The 17,544-nt window shown below is 39.7% G+C and carries 16 protein-coding genes; 9 read left to right on the top strand and 7 right to left on the bottom strand.

The window, feature by feature from the left end; translation table 11 throughout:
* Nucleotides 1–37 precede the first annotated feature (37 nt).
* The gene (gene malQ / locus GARC_RS08945) at nt 38–2,233 is read right to left on the bottom strand and encodes a 4-alpha-glucanotransferase (protein ID WP_007619058.1); all 2,196 of its coding nucleotides are present in this window, start codon (nt 2,231–2,233) and stop codon (nt 38–40) included.
* 329 nt (nt 2,234–2,562) lie between these two features.
* Between malQ and gap the strand changes: the two genes are divergently transcribed.
* Complete coding sequence (gene gap, locus GARC_RS08940; protein ID WP_007619056.1) at nt 2,563–3,558, top strand: type I glyceraldehyde-3-phosphate dehydrogenase; 996 nt, start codon at nt 2,563–2,565, stop codon at nt 3,556–3,558.
* A gap of 113 nt (nt 3,559–3,671) precedes the next feature.
* Nucleotides 3,672–4,511, top strand: coding sequence for a D-hexose-6-phosphate mutarotase (locus GARC_RS08935; protein ID WP_007619054.1), 840 nt, complete (start codon nt 3,672–3,674; stop codon nt 4,509–4,511).
* A gap of 207 nt (nt 4,512–4,718) precedes the next feature.
* Here GARC_RS08935 and clpB read toward each other — a convergent pair whose 3' ends face one another.
* From clpB to rluD, 3 genes are all read right to left on the bottom strand, one after another.
* A complete protein-coding gene (gene clpB, locus GARC_RS08930) occupies nt 4,719–7,289 on the bottom strand; it encodes an ATP-dependent chaperone ClpB (RefSeq protein ID WP_007619052.1) in 2,571 nt (856 codons plus the stop codon).
* 205 nt (nt 7,290–7,494) lie between these two features.
* Nucleotides 7,495–8,262, bottom strand: coding sequence for a peptidoglycan editing factor PgeF (gene pgeF, locus GARC_RS08925; RefSeq protein ID WP_007619043.1), 768 nt, complete (start codon nt 8,260–8,262; stop codon nt 7,495–7,497).
* A gap of 2 nt (nt 8,263–8,264) precedes the next feature.
* A complete protein-coding gene (gene rluD, locus GARC_RS08920) occupies nt 8,265–9,248 on the bottom strand; it encodes a 23S rRNA pseudouridine(1911/1915/1917) synthase RluD (protein ID WP_007619041.1) in 984 nt (327 codons plus the stop codon).
* 171 nt (nt 9,249–9,419) lie between these two features.
* On the opposite strand from rluD, the gene GARC_RS08915 reads away from it, so the two are divergent.
* Complete coding sequence (locus tag GARC_RS08915) at nt 9,420–10,193, top strand: outer membrane protein assembly factor BamD (protein ID WP_007619039.1); 774 nt, start codon at nt 9,420–9,422, stop codon at nt 10,191–10,193.
* Between the two features lie 60 nt (nt 10,194–10,253).
* On the opposite strand, the gene GARC_RS08910 is transcribed toward GARC_RS08915, so the two are convergent.
* Genes GARC_RS08910 through GARC_RS08900 form a run of 3 tightly spaced genes read right to left on the bottom strand, consistent with a single transcriptional unit; the run spans nt 10,254 to nt 12,171 of the window.
* Nucleotides 10,254–10,925: a ChrR family anti-sigma-E factor gene (locus tag GARC_RS08910; RefSeq protein WP_007619037.1), complete on the bottom strand. Its 672-nt coding sequence runs from the start codon at nt 10,923–10,925 to the stop codon at nt 10,254–10,256.
* On the bottom strand, nt 10,918–11,532 hold the full coding sequence (locus GARC_RS08905; protein ID WP_007619035.1) for a sigma-70 family RNA polymerase sigma factor: 615 nt from the start codon (nt 11,530–11,532) through the stop codon (nt 10,918–10,920). Before GARC_RS08905 ends, GARC_RS08910 begins: the two co-directional genes overlap by 8 nt.
* A 60-nt stretch (nt 11,533–11,592) precedes the next feature.
* Entirely contained in the window at nt 11,593–12,171 is a 579-nt protein-coding gene (locus GARC_RS08900) for an LON peptidase substrate-binding domain-containing protein (RefSeq protein ID WP_007619032.1), read from the bottom strand.
* 209 nt (nt 12,172–12,380) lie between these two features.
* Between GARC_RS08900 and GARC_RS08895 the strand changes: the two genes are divergently transcribed.
* From GARC_RS08895 to GARC_RS08870, 6 genes are all read left to right on the top strand, one after another.
* The gene (locus GARC_RS08895) at nt 12,381–13,646 is read left to right on the top strand and encodes an NAD(P)/FAD-dependent oxidoreductase (RefSeq protein WP_007619031.1); all 1,266 of its coding nucleotides are present in this window, start codon (nt 12,381–12,383) and stop codon (nt 13,644–13,646) included.
* A complete protein-coding gene (locus GARC_RS08890; RefSeq protein WP_007619030.1) occupies nt 13,646–14,374 on the top strand; it encodes a DUF1365 domain-containing protein in 729 nt (242 codons plus the stop codon). The genes GARC_RS08895 and GARC_RS08890 overlap by 1 nt, the downstream gene beginning before the upstream one ends.
* Before the next feature lie 2 nt (nt 14,375–14,376).
* Nucleotides 14,377–15,630: an SAM-dependent methyltransferase gene (locus tag GARC_RS08885; RefSeq protein WP_007619029.1), complete on the top strand. Its 1,254-nt coding sequence runs from the start codon at nt 14,377–14,379 to the stop codon at nt 15,628–15,630.
* A 14-nt stretch (nt 15,631–15,644) separates the two neighbouring features.
* On the top strand, nt 15,645–16,172 hold the full coding sequence (locus GARC_RS08880; protein ID WP_007619028.1) for a chalcone isomerase family protein: 528 nt from the start codon (nt 15,645–15,647) through the stop codon (nt 16,170–16,172).
* Nucleotides 16,169–16,717, top strand: coding sequence for a DUF3833 domain-containing protein (locus GARC_RS08875; RefSeq protein WP_007619027.1), 549 nt, complete (start codon nt 16,169–16,171; stop codon nt 16,715–16,717). Before GARC_RS08880 ends, GARC_RS08875 begins: the two co-directional genes overlap by 4 nt.
* A 286-nt stretch (nt 16,718–17,003) precedes the next feature.
* Complete coding sequence (locus GARC_RS08870; RefSeq protein ID WP_007619026.1) at nt 17,004–17,399, top strand: DUF3718 domain-containing protein; 396 nt, start codon at nt 17,004–17,006, stop codon at nt 17,397–17,399.
* The last annotated feature ends 145 nt before the right edge of the window (nt 17,400–17,544 follow it).

Here is a 17,544-nt window from a genome sequence, read left to right as displayed (position 1 = left end):
GTAGGGGGCTCACTGAATAAGTGAGCCACTGTCTATTTTACTTCGAGGCGTGTTTTCGTGCCTCTGTTAAATTAGCCGCAAGATGATTTAATGAATTGTCATCAAAAATATCCTGTAAATTGCGCGTTAATTTGCGTCGCCAATTGGGGTATTCATTAAACGTACCTGGAATATTAACTGGTTTATCCATTTCTAACCAATCTTCTAATTGTAAACTGAGCAATGCACTTGAACCACCAGCCATATGTAGCTGCATGCCAAAATTTAACGCTTTGCTCATAGCCACATTATGCACATCACGGCCAACTTCGTCATTGACCGAATGATGACCATGTAAAGTATCTAAAATCGCCTGCTTATTCTCATGTCTACTGGTATATAAAGTACTTAAAATTTCTTCAGTAGGATACACCCCTAATTCTTTACCTAAAGCTAAATCATCGCAATGCCAATAACCGGTCAAAGTAGGCATGTCGTGAGTGGTAAGGGTAGACATAGATTGTTCAGGGTAATGGGCTGGTGAGAAAAACCCACCATCTTTTGCCTGTTCAAAAAAGAACACCCGATAAGAATACACGCCATTGTCTGCTAATTTAATTCTGATCTCATCGGGTACAGTACCTAAGTCTTCACCAATGACCAAACTTTGATGCCTATGACTTTCCAAAGCCAAAATGGCTAATAAATCATCTACCGGATAATATACGTATCCACCTTCTTTAGCATCGTCACCCTTTGCCACCCACCACAATCTCAATAACGCCATAACATGATCAATACGCAGCGCACCAGTGGCTCGCATATTGGCATCGAACAATTCAATAATAGGTTGATATTGTTGTTCATAAAGTTTTTCTGGATCCATAGGGGGCAATCCCCAATTTTGCCCTAACGGCCCTAAAATATCTGGGGGTGCGCCTACACTAGCGTCAGTACAATATAAGTCTTTATTGCCCCAAATTTCCGCACTACCTTCACTGACTCCGACGGCAAGGTCGCGGTACAAACCAATTAACATCTCATTTTTTTGTGCGACTTGATTCGCCAATTCAAGCTGTAACGCTGCATGCCATTGCAGCCATAAGAAAAACTTCACTCGTTTGGCATGTTTTTTTGTAAATATTTTGACTGCTGGATTATGAAAGTCTGATAATTCCGGCGGAAACACAGGCCAACCCCAAGAGTCTTTTCCTTGTGCGGCTAAGCTCTCTTGCAATGCATCGTATACAGCCAAAGTCTGCAAACTATCACCACCTTCAGCGACAAAGGCCTTAAAAGCTTTGTTCAATTTAGTATTTTTAGTTAGATATTGGCTATTTTGATATTCAAAAACTTCTTCTAACGCTCGTAACTTTAATTCAGTCACAAGCTCATAATCGACTAAATCTGTGGCCCTAGCCCGCTGTAATTTTTGCTGAAACTCGACATCTTTGACCACAGCTTGGGTGCTTGCTTGTTGATAGCCATCAAGGGCAGTGACATCGATATAAATAAAGTTTAACCAGCGACGAGACGATGGTCCATATGGACTACAGGAATTGGCGTTAGCTGGGTACAGAGCATGAATTGGATTTAGGCCAACAAATTGCGCCCCTTGTTTCGCCAACTTTTCCACAAGAAATGATAAGTCTGTAAAATCCCCTACTCCCCAATTATTGTCACTACGTAAACAATATAGCTGAACACTTAATCCCCACACTTTTTGACCTTCAGTCAGTGCCTTAGGGTTGAAGCAAGAAGTAGGCGCGATAATCAGCCGCATACTGCCCAACACATCGTCATCTATCACCAAAGATAAAGTGTGATATCCCAAAGGCAACTCAAGGGGAATATCGATTAGATATTCTTGAAACTCAATATCTTCAATATGCACTACATTAATCAATTGACCATCTATAGGTACAAAACGATGCTCTAGTGCTTCTCCTAGCTCAGTATCAATCTTAGCTACATACTCATCTGTCACAAGCTCAATGGGAAGACGAACCGTAATTTGCGACTGCTCTTTAATACGTAAAACCTGCACAGGATTTAACACCGATAACCAAGTCTTGTTACTCTGCTCCTGAACTTGTTGCAGTAACAAATCGGGATCATTAACCTGATAACCCATAGCTGCCAACAATTTACTTTTTGTTGCAGGATCAATGGTTGTTGGGTGGCCCCAAGCATCGTTGTAGTTAGATTCAATACCACGATATTCCACTAACTGCTCGAGTAACGAAGTTGTCATTAAAATTTAATTCCTGTGCTGTGCTATTTGACTAGGGCCCATTGGCCTTTTATGTTTACCTTGAATTAAGGAGTGATATTTAACAATGGTATATCGCCTTACTAGAACGTATTGACCTACAATTCATTATCAGCGAAAACCTATCATTGGTGGCTATGAATACGTTTGCAATGACCATATTGTAATTAAATAACATATTTCCGTGAATATTTTGCCTTATTCGGCGATTTAGTCCATAATTTTGTAATTATATTTCAGAAGGGTGTTATCACCTTTCGTAATAAACTTATTTGAATAATTGGTTTAAAAAAAGCATAGGGGATTAAGACATGACAATTAAAGTAGGTATCAATGGCTTTGGCCGAATAGGTCGATTTGTATTCCGTGCAGCATGTGAACGTAACGACATTGAAGTAGTCGGTATTAACGATCTATTAGATGTAGACTACATGGCGTACATGCTTAAGTATGACTCTACTCATGGTAGATTTAAAGGTACGGTTGAAGTCACTGACGGTCAACTAATAGTCAATGGTAAAACTATACGAGTGACTGCCGAACGTAATCCAGCAGATTTAGCTTGGGATGCAATTGGTGCAGATGTAGTGGTTGAATCTACTGGTTTATTTTTGACTGACGAAACAGCACGTAAACATATTGAAGCTGGCGCCAAGAAGGTAGTACTTTCTGCTCCATCTAAAGATGCAACGCCTATGTTTGTTATGGGTGTTAACCACAATGAGTATGCTGGTCAAGATATTGTATCTAACGCATCATGTACCACTAACTGCTTAGCGCCTTTAGCGAAAGTACTTAACGATAACTTCGGTATTGTTGATGGATTGATGACGACAGTTCATGCCACCACTGCAACCCAAAAAACAGTAGATGGTCCATCTCACAAAGATTGGCGCGGTGGTCGTGGTGCTTCTCAAAACATCATCCCATCATCAACAGGTGCCGCTAAAGCAGTTGGTAAAGTTATCCCAGCATTAAACGGTAAGTTAACGGGCATGGCATTCCGCGTACCCACTGCTGACGTATCAGTAGTTGATTTGACGGTTAATCTAGCGAAACCCGCTAGCTACGCAGAAATTTGTGCAGCCATGAAAGCCGCTTCAGAAGGTGATATGAAAGGCATAATGGGTTACACCGAAGATGCAGTAGTTTCACAAGACTTTATTGGTGATGTTCGCACTTCAATATTTGATGCCACAGCCGGTATCGCTTTAACTGATACATTTGTGAAACTGGTTTCTTGGTACGACAACGAAATCGGTTACTCAAATAAAGTATTAGATTTGGTTGCCCACATCAGCAAATAAATATTCTAGCTAATTTACATTCATTAGAGATGTAATTTGACTACTAAAATATGTTAAAAAGGCGACTATCTAAGTCGCCTTTTTTTGATCTATCGCCCTTATTAAGAGTTCACATGTTACTGACTGATTCAACAAAGATTATTACACGAGATAATATCCAGCTATTGCACATTGATAATGCCTTTGCCAGCGCTGAAATATCTTTATTTGGAGGGCATATTTTAAGCTTCAAGCCCAAATATGATGGTAGAGAACGCTTATGGGTAAGTCAAAACGCTTTATTCGATGGAAAAAAGCCAATTCGAGGAGGCATACCTATCTGCTGGCCTTGGTTTGGCGGCCATTCAGGCAATACTGACTTACCAGCTCACGGCTACGTGCGTGCACAAAACTGGGATATCCTCAATACCGAAGAATCAGATACAGGCACCACCATAACCCTCAAACCGCAAACAACTGCAGGTGAAGGATTTGAAGGTAACGCACAACTTACTTTAGTGGTACATGTTGGACAGCAGTTAAGAATTCAATTACTTACCAGTAACCTTGGCAATACACCTTTCACTTTTAATTGCGCGTTACATAGTTATTTTGCCATTGCTGATATCAAACACTGCGAATTGTTAGGTTTGTCTAAGCAATATTCTGATAAAACTCGTAGTCTGCAAATGTTTGATACCCCGCAACCATATTGCTTCAGCGAAGAAACAGACAGAGTACATATTGAGCAGCCTAAAACCCTCAGCATCATCGATAAGCAGATTAAAACTAGGATACTATCTTCAGGTCATGACAGCATAGTGGTATGGAACCCTTGGCAAGATAAATCCAGCAGCATGGACGATATGGCAGATGACAGCTACCTGACGATGTTATGTGTGGAAACAGCCGTGACTCAGTGGCAAGAAGTCGCGCCGCAAGCCACGCATACACTTGAACAAGTAATTAAATAACCAGATCTCGGGGTAACTAGTGGGTAACTAAAGGCTAGCATTCACCTTTACAGCTTTTGATATCAATGCCCAATATCCTATTGATTATATTTTGTTAGCCACGAATTCTAAGTAAAGAGACTTGGAGTGGTAAGCGACTCGTTAAACGGTCGCTTACCTTCAGATCATTATCCAATGTTAATTGAAGTGAAACTTTAAAAGTGTTTTTTATTGAATAGTCAGCACATCGTTATTCAGATCAATCTTTATTGTTCCATCTTTTGCCAGATCCCCAGATAGTATTTTTTGAGCTAATGGGTTTTCAATTTCTGTTTGAATAGCCCGTTTTAAGGGTCTTGCACCGTAAACAGGATCAAAACCTGCATCTGCGATTTTTTCCAAGGCAGCAGGACTCAATTCCAATTTATAACCTTTGTCTGCCAAGCGTTCTTTCAAAGATCTTAGCTGGATCTTAGCTATAGCAGTGATCTGTTCTTTACCAAGAGGATGGAAAACAACAATATCATCCACTCGATTAAGAAATTCAGGTCTGAAATGGTCATTGACAGCTGTCATCACTAAACTTTTCATTTGTTGATAATTACTTTCACCGCTGACCTCTTGGATAATATCTGAACCAAGGTTTGAGGTCATAATGATCACTGTATTCTTAAAGTCGACAGTGCGACCTTGACCATCAGTTAACCTGCCGTCATCGAGAACCTGCAGTAAAACATTAAAAACGTCTGGATGAGCTTTTTCAACCTCATCGAGCAAAATGACTGAATAAGGTTTACGTCTAACAGCTTCGGTTAAATACCCACCTTCTTCATAACCCACATACCCAGGAGGCGCTCCAACCATACGAGCCACTGAGTGTTTTTCCATAAATTCCGACATATCGATACGGATCATGGCATCTTCAGTATCAAACAAGAATCCAGCCAAGGTTTTGCAAAGCTCTGTTTTACCGACACCTGTTGGACCTAAAAATAAAAAAGAACCAATAGGACGGTTAGGATCTGATAGACCAGCTCGTGAGCGACGAATAGCATTGGATACTGCAGTGACCGCTTCACTCTGCCCGACTACACGCTTATGCAAAGCCTTTTCCATTGATAGTAATTTCGCTTTTTCGCCTTCAAGCATTTTGGATACAGGTATACCTGTCCAGCGAGACAGAACATCGGCAATCTCACTCTCGGTCACCTTATTTTTCAGTAAGGTAGTTTCTTGAGTTTCAGACTCAGTAGCTAATTCTAATTTAGCCTCAAGCTCAGGAATTCTGCCATATTGTAATTCAGACATGCGGCTTAAATCAGAGGCTCTTCGGGCAATTTCCAAATCTAATTTAGCTTGTTCGAGTTCAGAACGAATTGTCTGTGTTCCTTGCATAGCTTGCTTTTCTGCTACCCAGATTTTTTCAAACTCTGAAAATTTATGTTCAGCTTGCTCACGCTCTAATTCGATGATTTCCAAACGTTTGTGACTCGCCTCATCCTTTTCTTTAGCGAGAGCTTGCTCTTCGAGTTTAAGCTGAATGATCCGCCGTTCAAGCTTATCCATATCTTCAGGTTTTGAGTCCATTTGCAATCGAATACTCGATGCCGCTTCGTCAATAAGATCAATAGCTTTATCAGGTAGTTGCCTATCACTAATATATCTGTGGGATAAAGATGCCGCGGCTACAATTGCCGGATCGGTGATCTCAACTGAGTGATGTAATTCATAGCGTTCTTTTAAACCCCGTAATATGGCAATGGTATCTTCCACACTAGGTTCTTCTACTAATACTTTTTGAAAGCGACGCTCCAGTGCTGCATCTTTCTCAATATACTGGCGATATTCATTTAAGGTGGTCGCACCTACACAATGTAACTCTCCTCTAGCCAAGGCCGGCTTAAGCATGTTGCCTGCATCCATAGCCCCCTCACCTTTGCCAGCACCAACCATAGTGTGCAATTCATCGATGAATAAAATGACTCGACCTTCTTCCTTGCTGAGTTCATTTAGCACGGCTTTTAAACGTTCTTCAAACTCACCACGAAATTTTGCACCTGCTATCAATGAGCCCATATCAAGGGACAACACACGCTTATTTTTTAATCCTTCAGGCACTTCGCCGTTTATAATGCGCTGAGCTAAGCCTTCAGCAATAGCCGTTTTACCTACGCCTGGCTCACCAATGAGTACTGGGTTATTTTTAGTGCGACGCTGTAATACTTGAATAGTACGACGTATTTCATCGTCTCTACCAATAACAGGATCTAACTTTCCTTGCTCGGCTCGCTCAGTTAAGTCAGTTGTGAATTTGTCGAGTGCTTGACGCACATCTTCTGCATTAGGATCCGTGACTTTTTGACCACCACGCATTTTCTCAATGGCTTTTTCAATATTTTCTTGATTAGCACCGGATAGCTTAAGTAACTCTCCTAAACTGCCTTTATCTTGTAAAGCTGCCAAAACAAATATTTCTGAAGTGATGTAATCATCTTTACGCTTTTGTGCAATTTTGTCGCATAAATTAAGCAATACAACGGTACTTTTCCCCAGTTGCACATCTCCACCTGTCCCTTCAACCCGAGGCAGTTTGTCCACAGCGTTTGACAAGGCAGAACGTAAACTATTAACGTTGATATTGGCATTATCAAATAACGGGCGAACTGAGCCGCCTTGCTGATTAAGCAAGGCTGTCATTACATGTACAGGTTCTATGTATTGATGGTCACGTCCCAATGCCAAAGATTGGGCTTCGGACAGAGCCGTCTGAAATTTACTGGTAAAACTATCTAAGCGCATAAAATTACTCCACTGAGGTTTTGATAGTTTGGTTATGGGTACAATTTACGTACTAATCAAGTCTGCTGAAGAAAGACATTACATTTTGTATGGATATAATCTCAAGCAAACTAAACCCCGTATATAAACCAAAAGTTAATGATTAGTATTAATAACTGATGACTAATGAAATTTAATGATGAAGATCAAATTTAAGTGACAAATATCAAACAAGATAAATAGCACTGACTATTCTGCCCGTTGTGGCTATATGATTTGCCTCTGATGAGGATTGATGTGTGGCTCGGCGATGGGAGAAAAACAACTCAGACTGTTGATAAGTACAATAGTCGCCACCAAAAACCTGAGAGATCCCTAAAGTCATCATTTTCTGCTTAGCTATGGCATACAGGTCAGCAAAATATTTGTTTTCAGGCATTTTGTTATTGCGACTAAAAGCTTGTGGGTAATCAATAAAGGTTTCTTTTATCTCTTTTCCGACTTCAAAATGTCTTTGGCTAATAGCCGGCCCCATCCAAGCCATAAGCGACTTTGAATTAACCGGCATATTCGACACGGTATTTTCTATCACGCCGTTCGCTAATCCACGCCAACCAGCATGCACTGCCGCAACACAAGTACCTTGCTGATCGCAAAACAAAATCGGCAAACAATCTGCAGTCATGACAGCACAAACTTGATTTTTTATGGAAGAAAAACAAGCATCACCTTGAAGTGCCCCATCCGTAACTTTGCCGCTCTGTCCTAAATCTACACAGATATTACTGTGGGTTTGATTTAACCAGGTAAAGTTCTGATAATTAGGCAACAGTTGACGATTTTTATTAACTAAATCTTGATCGTCGCCAACGTGTTGTGCCAAATTAAACGATTCGTAGGGTGGCTGACTAAAACCTCCACTTCTGCAACTAGTAAAGGCTTTGACATTTTTAGGTGCTGGCCAAGCAGCTTGAATATAATTCTGCTGCAGCAAGTTTACACTTCTCCGCTGCCGTGCTCAGATTTGTCTTCTCTCAATACTTCTAAAAGTTCCACAAAATCTTTCGGTAGAGGCGCCTGCCAGCTTAACCATTCTCCCGTCACAGGGTGAGTCAATTCAAGTTGGATAGCATGCAGAGCTTGGCGGCGGAACATTCTTAACATGTTCACCATATTTTCATTACAAGCTTTTGGTGGTCTTGGGCGCCCGCCATAAGCCTGATCACCCACTAATGGATAACGCAGATGCGACATATGTACGCGAATTTGATGAGTACGCCCAGATTCCAGCTTTAATCTAATATAGGTGTGAGCACGAAACTTTTCTTTTACCCGATAATGAGTCATGGCAGGTTTGCCTGACTCACGCACGGCCATACTAGTGCGTTTGGTAGGATGACGGCCAATAGGTTCATCAACCGTGCCACCCGCTACCATAGTACCTACAACCACGGCCTCATATTCTCTGCTAATTTCTCTGGCCTGCAGTTGTTCGACTAAATGGGTTTGTGCAGGAATTGTTTTCGCGACCACCATTAAGCCAGTCGTATCTTTATCCAGTCTATGAACTATGCCAGCACGTGGTACGTTAACAATTTCCGGTGCATGATTGAGTAAAGCATTCAAAACAGTACCGTCGCTGTTGCCAGCTCCAGGATGCACCACTAAATTCATGGGTTTGTTAATCACCAAGATATGTTCATCTTCAAACACAATGTTTAAATCAATATCTTGGCCTTTATGTTGAACTTGCATTTCAATTTGAGCATCAATCTCAATAAGCTCTTCACCTAGCAGCTTTTCTCTAGGTCTGTTTAAAATTTGCCCATCTACTTTGACATAATCAGCCAAAATCCATTCTTTTATGCGTGATCTTGAATAATCAGGGAACATTTCGGCCAAAGCTTGATCCAATCGTTTGCCAAATAAGTTTTCAGGCACATTTGCCTGTAATTGTATTTTTTCATGTGCGGTAGACATGCATTAAACATCCTGAATGTGTTTCGTAACGATTTATATGTGCATAGCCCAATTTGCTAGGGTAGAATGCGCTGCAGTTATCGATTTGGTAAAACACTATTCTAACGGATTTTTACCCCTAATGAATCATGCATCATCAATCGAATTAGAAATGAGAGTAAATAAGAGCATATGATCAGTAAAATCAACCTTAGAAATATTATATTAAGCAGTGTTTTAGTTGTTGTGGCTGGATGTTCATCAGCCCCAGAGGACGAAGATGTCGATTTAGTCCTACGCAACAGAAGTGCCCAAAGTCTATATGACGACGCAAAAGAAAAAATGCGTCTTGGAAACTTTAACGCAGCAACTGAAACCTTAAGTGCATTGGATTCACGTTATCCGTTTGGACCTTTGTCAAATCAAGTCCAATTAGACCTTATATACGGTTATTATAAAACGGGTAAAACAGATCAGGCTTTGGCCACTATTGACCGATTCACTCGACTCAATCCTAACCACTCAGATGTTGACTACGCAATATATATGCGTGGTCTCACTAATATGGAAGTGGATAGTAACCTGTTCCAAGAATTAGTAGGTATTGACAGGTCTGACCGAGATCCTACTAACTCTCGTCAAGCATTTAACGATTTTAGGCGTTTGATTGAGAAATACCCAAATAGCAAATACGCAGCAGATGCGCAAAAGCGTATGTTGCATATCAAAAGTCGATTAGCGAAATACGAAATTTCCATTGCCCGTTATTATATGCGACGCGATGCTTATGTCGCAGCAGCTAATCGTGGCAGGTTTGTGATTGAGCATTATCCGGATACTAGCCATGTGCAAGAAGCGCTAGAAATTATGGTTGAATGTTACGATCAACTTAAGCTAGATGACTTAAAAAACAATGCAATGAGAACTCTTAAACTGAATTATCCAGAAAGCAGTTTTATTAGTTAATAAGCTCAAAACATAAAAAAACGCGCTTTCAGCGCGTTTTTTTTTTGGATTGAAATAACTTTACTTAAAAAATAAATGGCTAAAGGGATTTAACAATCGAGCAATTCCCGCGGTAAAATGTAGCGGTTGATCAACTATAGTAAAAACTAAACAACCATCGTCTGCCTCAGAGTGAGGTAAATGTTTATGTTGGTTATTCATAATAGTGAAATCACCACAGTCGTATTCTGCAATACCATCGTTGTATTGACCATCAACCACTAAAGTCATCTCAGAACCTCTATGGGTATGCTCTGGTACACGACCACCCTTTTCCATATAGATAAAATTAGCTTTACCAATATCGCCTAATTCCACCGGCGCTTGCCACACTTTACCGAGCAAGCGTGACCAATTACCAGTATTTTTAACATGCCGTCTTAAAACTCTAGGCAATTCAAAATACTTGCCATCAAGTTCAATCGAGGTATTAATGGCCTCATTTACTATAGACTTAGCAACAGGTAAATCTGTAATATTTGACATCATAGCAAGATATTGGCTATCTAAAGGAGCAGTGGGTGTCGACAAAGAAAATAAATCAGCTGCTAATTCAGATTGAATATCAATACAGTCATGATGACATTGCTGGCACATATCAAGGTGGGCAGAAATCATCAAAGCCATGGCGGTATTACAGTTACCTGCCGAAAATGCTTGTAAATCTGTGTATTTGGGGTGAAAACTAATCATCGTCTTTTAACATCTCTTTTAAACGTTGTAATGCAAGTCTGGTTCTAGATTTTACTGTTCCTAGTGGAATATCGAATTCGTCCGCAACTTCTTGCTGGGATTTACCGTCTATATAAATCGCTTCAATCACCAACTTTTGTTTTTCAGGCAAGGTATCAAGTAATACCCCAATCTCATCCATAGTCACTTGATGATCTAAAGATACCTCATTTGCGTCTGGCGTTTGTTCACACAAAATAGGCCAAAGGTCATCTGAGCACACATCTTCCTTGCGATTTCTCTGCTTCCTGAGCATATCGAATCGAAGATTTCTTGCGATAGTGAAAATCCAAGTAGAAGGCGAGCCTTTTTCAGAGTTAAACAGATGAGATTTTTGCCATACATTAGACATAGTGTCTTGCACTAGCTCCATTGCAAGGGCTTCGTTACCCATTTGTTTTAGCGCATATGAACGTAAACGGGGTGCAAAGTAACTAAAGATCTTGGAAAACGACAGCTTACAACGATCACTCGCTACTATACGTAAATATCCAGACATTTCTTCAGCACATTCTATTGGTTTAATGGAATTAATTTGCTTCGTTTCCAGAGATATTCCAACTAACATTTGCTTACACCATCGAAAAATTGACAATAGTAAGTAATACTAGTTTGATTGGTTAAAGGATCACTCAACCAATTGTGTCAGAAAATCTAAAGCTTTCACACAGTCTTTTTGTTGCAAAAATTGTTGTTTTTTCTCAGCATCAACTGGTAATAATTCCAACCAGCGATAAATCACCCATATGGGATCATTAAATTTGGGATTTTGGTATAAGCTTTGTAGTTCTGGATACTTATCAAAAACATCCATTAACCTTTCATCAATTGGCGCAATGGATTGCTCTGTAGACTGCGTAGACCATTCTGCTAACCAAATACATTTACCTATCCTTAACTCATCAGTTTCGGTGGTTATAGACATAATTTCAAAACATTTTTGTCCCTCAACAATGACGCCTAAGAAGCCATCATCCAACAAATCAAAATCTATTACCTTTACGTAAGTGCCTATAGAATATATATGCTGGTTTTGCTCTTTGTCTCCTTGGGCATTCAACATACACATCCCAAACCCCGTTTCAGCCGCACATGCTTCTTTCACCATACGCACGTATCTAGGTTCGAATATTCTCAATAACATTCTTCCACCTGGCAATAAATGTGCCGACAGCGGAAATAAAGGGGTCTCGAAATAAGAGTTCATATAAAGGCTAACTTTGTGTGTTCTGTGTGTTCAATGGTTGTTAATACTTCTGATTATCAGTTTTAGATCGAAAATAAAAAATAAAATTCAGCTATTAAGTGATCTCTAGTTTGCTAATTTAGGTATCTATTATCATCAGAAAATGAGTCGTCATTGCGCAGCGTATTTAAAATGCGTTGACCCACTACAGAATAAATTACAGGACAAACATGGGTAAAAAGATTGCAATAATAGGTTCAGGAATTTCAGGGCTTACTTGTGGACATCTACTCCACCAGCATCATGACCTGACTATTTTTGAAGCAAATAACTATATTGGTGGCCATACCGCTACTAAAGATGTGGAAGTGAGCGGCAAACACTATGCAATAGACACGGGCTTTATTGTTTTTAATGATTGGACCTATCCAAACTTTATTAAATTAATGAACAAAATTGGGGTGCCATCTCAAGCTACCGAAATGAGCTTTAGCGTTAAAAACCTTTCACAAAACCTAGAATACAACGGTAATACACTTAATAGCCTATTTGCTCAAAGGCGAAATGTATTTCGTCCAAAATTTTGGCGAATAGTAAGAGACATTCTGAAATTTAATAAAATATGTAAAAAAGCAGCAACTGAGAAAACTGATTATGGCAAAAAAACATTACATGAGTTTCTAATTCAACATCAATTCAGTGACGACTTCACCTACAACTATATTTTGCCCATGTGTGCCGCTATTTGGTCGACTAGTTTAGAGGATATCAAAGCCTTTCCTTTTACATTTTTTCTGCGCTTTTTCAATAATCATGGACTACTTAATATCACAGACAGGCCCCAGTGGCGCTCCATTATTGGTGGTTCTAGAGAATACATTAAACCTCTTATTGCTGGTTTTGAAAATAATATAAAGCTTAATAGCCCAGTAAAATCAGTAATAGAAAGCGATAAGCAGAAGTTAGTTCTTTTACAAGACGGAACCGAGTATCTGTTCGATGAGGTTATTTTTGCTTGTCATAGTAACCAAGCCTTAGCCTTACTTGCCACACCAAGCTCAAGCCAGTCAGAAATTTTAGGGGACATGCCTTATGCTAAAAATGAAGTGGTTCTGCATACTGATGACAGCGTTTTACCTGTCAGAAAACTGGCCTGGGCAAGTTGGAATTATCTGATAAAAGGCCATGAAGGTGAATCTCAAGCTCCAGCAGTATTAACCTACAACATGAACATTCTGCAAAACATAGAATCTACAACAACCTTCTGCGTGACCTTAAACAACACTAAAGATATTGATCCAGCAAAAATACTCGGCAGCTACCAATATGCGCACCCACAGTTTAATCATCAGACTATTGCAGCCCAAGCAAGATGGGCAGAAATATCAGGCAAACAAGGGATGCATTTTTGCGGCGCATATTGGTACAACGGTTTCCACGAAGATGGCGTTCGCAGTGCTTTAGATGTGTGTAAGTCATTTGGCGAGCAGCTCTAATGTTAAGCGCTATATATAAAGGAAGTGTATTTCACAGTCGATTGGTACCTAAAAAACATGCCTTTAGTTATCAGATATTTTTACTCTGGTTAAACCTTGATGAAATAGATTTAATTGAAACCCAAGTTAAAGGATTTTCATCTAAATCATGGGCGCCAATACGCTTTAAACGCAGCGATTACTTAGGTAATGCCGCTATACCTTTGAAACAATCAGTACTCCATAAAATGTCAGAACTGGCACAAGAGCCACTCACAGGTAGCGTTTATTTACTCGGACAAACACGGACTTTTGGTTTGTACTTTAGTCCAGTCAATTTTTATTATTTACAGCAAGATGATGGTACTTTTAGTCACTTATTAGCTGAAGTGAGCAATACACCTTGGAATGAAAGGCATTGTTATTTGGTTGATTTAGCCAAACAAGATGATTCTGCGAAAGCCTTACATGTATCACCGTTTAATCCAATGGATATGCAGTATAAGTGGAAAATTTCACAACCAGATGACTCACTAAAACTCACTCTTTCTTGCCACAAAGACGTCAAACATTTTGTTGCTAGTCTTAATTTGTCACGAGTTGAACTGAACTCAAAAAGCCTTTTTAACGTATTACTTAGTATTCCTAGCATGACGTTAAAAACCGTCTTTGGTATTTATTGGCAAGCCCTCAAATTATTTATAAAAGGCGTGCCTTTTTATTCCCACTCAGTACAAGGTAAAAAATAACTATGCCAAACGTAGAACAAATATTAGTTGAGTCTTCAAGCTTATCGTGGCAGCACAAGCTGTGCAGAACCATTATGCTCAAAGTGTTTGCCAGCTTGCCACAAGGTCAGATGGTGATTAAAGAACAAGGCGTTTTGGTGGATACCTTTGGCCAAAAAGACTCTGACTTACATGCTGAAATTGATATCCAATGTTTAAGTGTTTACCAAAGTTTATTGTTTGGTGGCAGCATAGCCTCGGGCGAAACATTTTCAGAAGGCCTATGGACTACTCCAAATTTAACCAACGTCATTCGAGTTTTCGCGCGCAACTTACCTTTGCTCGATAGTTGGGAGGCCAAAATGCAGTGGTTATCTTTCCCAATTCGTAAAATTAGCCACCTTGCTAACAAAAACTCGACAACAGGTTCAAAGAAAAACATTGCTGCCCATTACGACTTAGGCAACAAACTCTATAGCCGATTTCTTGATGACAGCATGATGTATTCTGCGGCTATCTACCCATCACAAGACAGCACTCTGGCTCAAGCTCAGACCACAAAACTACGGGCAATTTGTGACAAGTTGCAATTGGTCCCTGAAGACCATTTAATCGAAATAGGCACTGGCTGGGGCGGTTTGGCCATATTTGCAGCTAAAAATTATGGCTGTAAAGTCACCACCACAACCATTTCAGAAGAACAACATCAATACACTGAAAATTTAATCAATAAAGAAGGTTTACAAGACAGGATCACTCTGTTGAAAGAAGACTACAGATTACTCGAAGGAAAGTATGACAAGTTAGTGTCTATTGAAATGATTGAAGCCGTAGGTAAAGAGTACCTACCTACTTTCTTTAAAAAATGTTCGAGCCTGTTAAAAGACCAAGGTTTGATGGTATTGCAAGCGATCACTATCAGCGACCACCGTTTAGACAGCTACAGTAAAAGTGTCGACTTCATTCAGAAGCATATTTTTCCTGGTGGTTTCTTACCTTCACAGCTGTTAATTAATCAACATTTGAGAAAACATACAGACTTGATGATCCGCGATCTTCACGATATCGGGCTTGATTACGCTCGTACACTAAAAGATTGGCATCACAAACTACTCGAAAATAAAGAGCCCTTGGCTAAAGACGGTTACGACGATCGTTTTATGAATATGTGGCGTTATTACTTTAGTTACTGCGAAGGCGGCTTTTTAGAGCGCACCATCAGCACTGTGCAATTGGTGATCAGCAAACCTGCATTCACAAACAATATTAGTCGTTAGAGATTGGGAATAACATGCAATATCTATCTCCTAAATCCAACATTTTTTGGCTTTTAGTTGTATTAAACACTGTAGCTTTTTCAGGGGTTGCCATGGCCAATCCACTTTTTGAGTTAAAAAAAGTAGGTGAAGCCAAACTACAAGTTGTGTTTTGGGATATCTACAACGCCAGTTTATATAACCAAACAGGCGAGTACCAAGCGGAGCTATTTCCACAAGTGTTAAGAATCGATTACTTAAGAGATATTGATTCAGAAGATTTAATTGCAAGAACCTTAGAAGAGTGGCAAAAATTAGGCATTAAACAAGAAACATGGACCCCATGGATCCCCCTACTGACAGAGATATTCCCAAATATCAAAAAAGGCGATTCCCTTCTACTAAATGTTAGTAAAAACCAACACAGCGAATTTTTCTTTAATGGCAAAACAATAGGCAAAATTACTGACAAAAATTTTGGCTCAAGCTTTTTACGCATTTGGTTAGACGAAAAGGCCAGTTATCCCAAAGTGCGCAACAAACTCATAGGATTAAACAAATGACGATAATTAAATATTGGCTCTTAGTGCTGATGACCCCTTTTATTTTGTCATGTAGCAGTTCGCTAGATGACTATGAAAACACCACACCTGAATTCGATTTACCCCGCTATTTTGATGGAGAAGTTACTGCATGGGGCATAGTACAAGACTACTCAAACAAACTAACTAGACGCTTTTGCGTAGATATAGTAGGTACCTGGCAAGGCAATCAAGGTCAATTACACGAAACTTTTTATTACCATGATGGTGAACAACAAATCCGTATCTGGGATTTACAAATTGCCGACGATGGCAGTGTTACAGGTGGAGCAGCAGATGTTATCGGGCAAGCTAAAGGCGGCTCACAAGGTACTGCCTTTAACTGGCAATACACCTTGCGCGTGCCGGTTGATGACACAGAATATGACCTGTTTGTCGACGACTGGATGTTTCTAATGGACAAAAACCGCATGATGAATCGCTCTTATATGAAAAAATTCGGGGTCACTGTAGCCGAGATATCAATCTTTTTTGATAAAACCGCACCGGTTAGGAAATGTAGCTAAACTGACTCCATATACCTAGCTCAGGTTTTTATAAGCAATAAAGTTTGGGCTATTTCTCCATTTTTTCCCTAGGGATTTCATTTTAAAAACCAGGATGGGAGATGATAAAAACACATTAAATTCAAATGCTTAACCTCTAAATACTGTGAATAACAACCACAAAGTTATCACTTTCCATACCTAAGTATCACCTTGCAGATTTTTTAATCAATTCAAATAGTTTTTAATAGCTACATCAAAACGCAGCAACGGCTGCAAAAAACAATAACAACCGAGGAACTTAACCATGTTGAAAATAGTTAAAACTTCTATCGCTATCGCTACTATCTCTTTATTAACAGCGGGCAATGCTCAAGCTGATGTAGGCGAAGCATTACAAAACATCTGTACTATTGTTAAAGCAGATGACAAAGGCGAACTGCGTAAAAAAATGAAACGTGTTCAGTCTGACTTTAGACTTAAACTTAAAGATTACTACACAGGTGTTTCTTGTGGTGGTAACAGCCTTATTCGTACAGCTATGCTTAACGGCGCAGTTGAAACAGGTACCTTGATGGTCAAGAAAATGCCTAAAGGTGACTTAAGCTCACCAGAAAGTGACGGCAAAACAGTATTAGCTTGGGCTTCTGAGAATGGTTTAGATGCATCACCAATAGTTGCTGCACTTAACGACAGAATATAAGCTTCGAGCTTCGTAAAGAATTGTTCGCGAACGAACTAAAAGTTCAACATGGTAGGTGAGTAGCTTATCCTGCTCACCTTTTAAAAATGGCCTCTTTTGAGGCCGTTTTTTTATGCGTAAAGATAAAATAATATTCACCACAGAG

This window comes from Paraglaciecola arctica BSs20135 (assembly GCF_000314995.1).
Lineage (GTDB): Bacteria > Pseudomonadota > Gammaproteobacteria > Enterobacterales > Alteromonadaceae > Paraglaciecola > Paraglaciecola arctica.
Note: the sequence above shows the minus strand (reverse complement) of the source record. Positions and strands in the feature narration are given on the sequence as shown.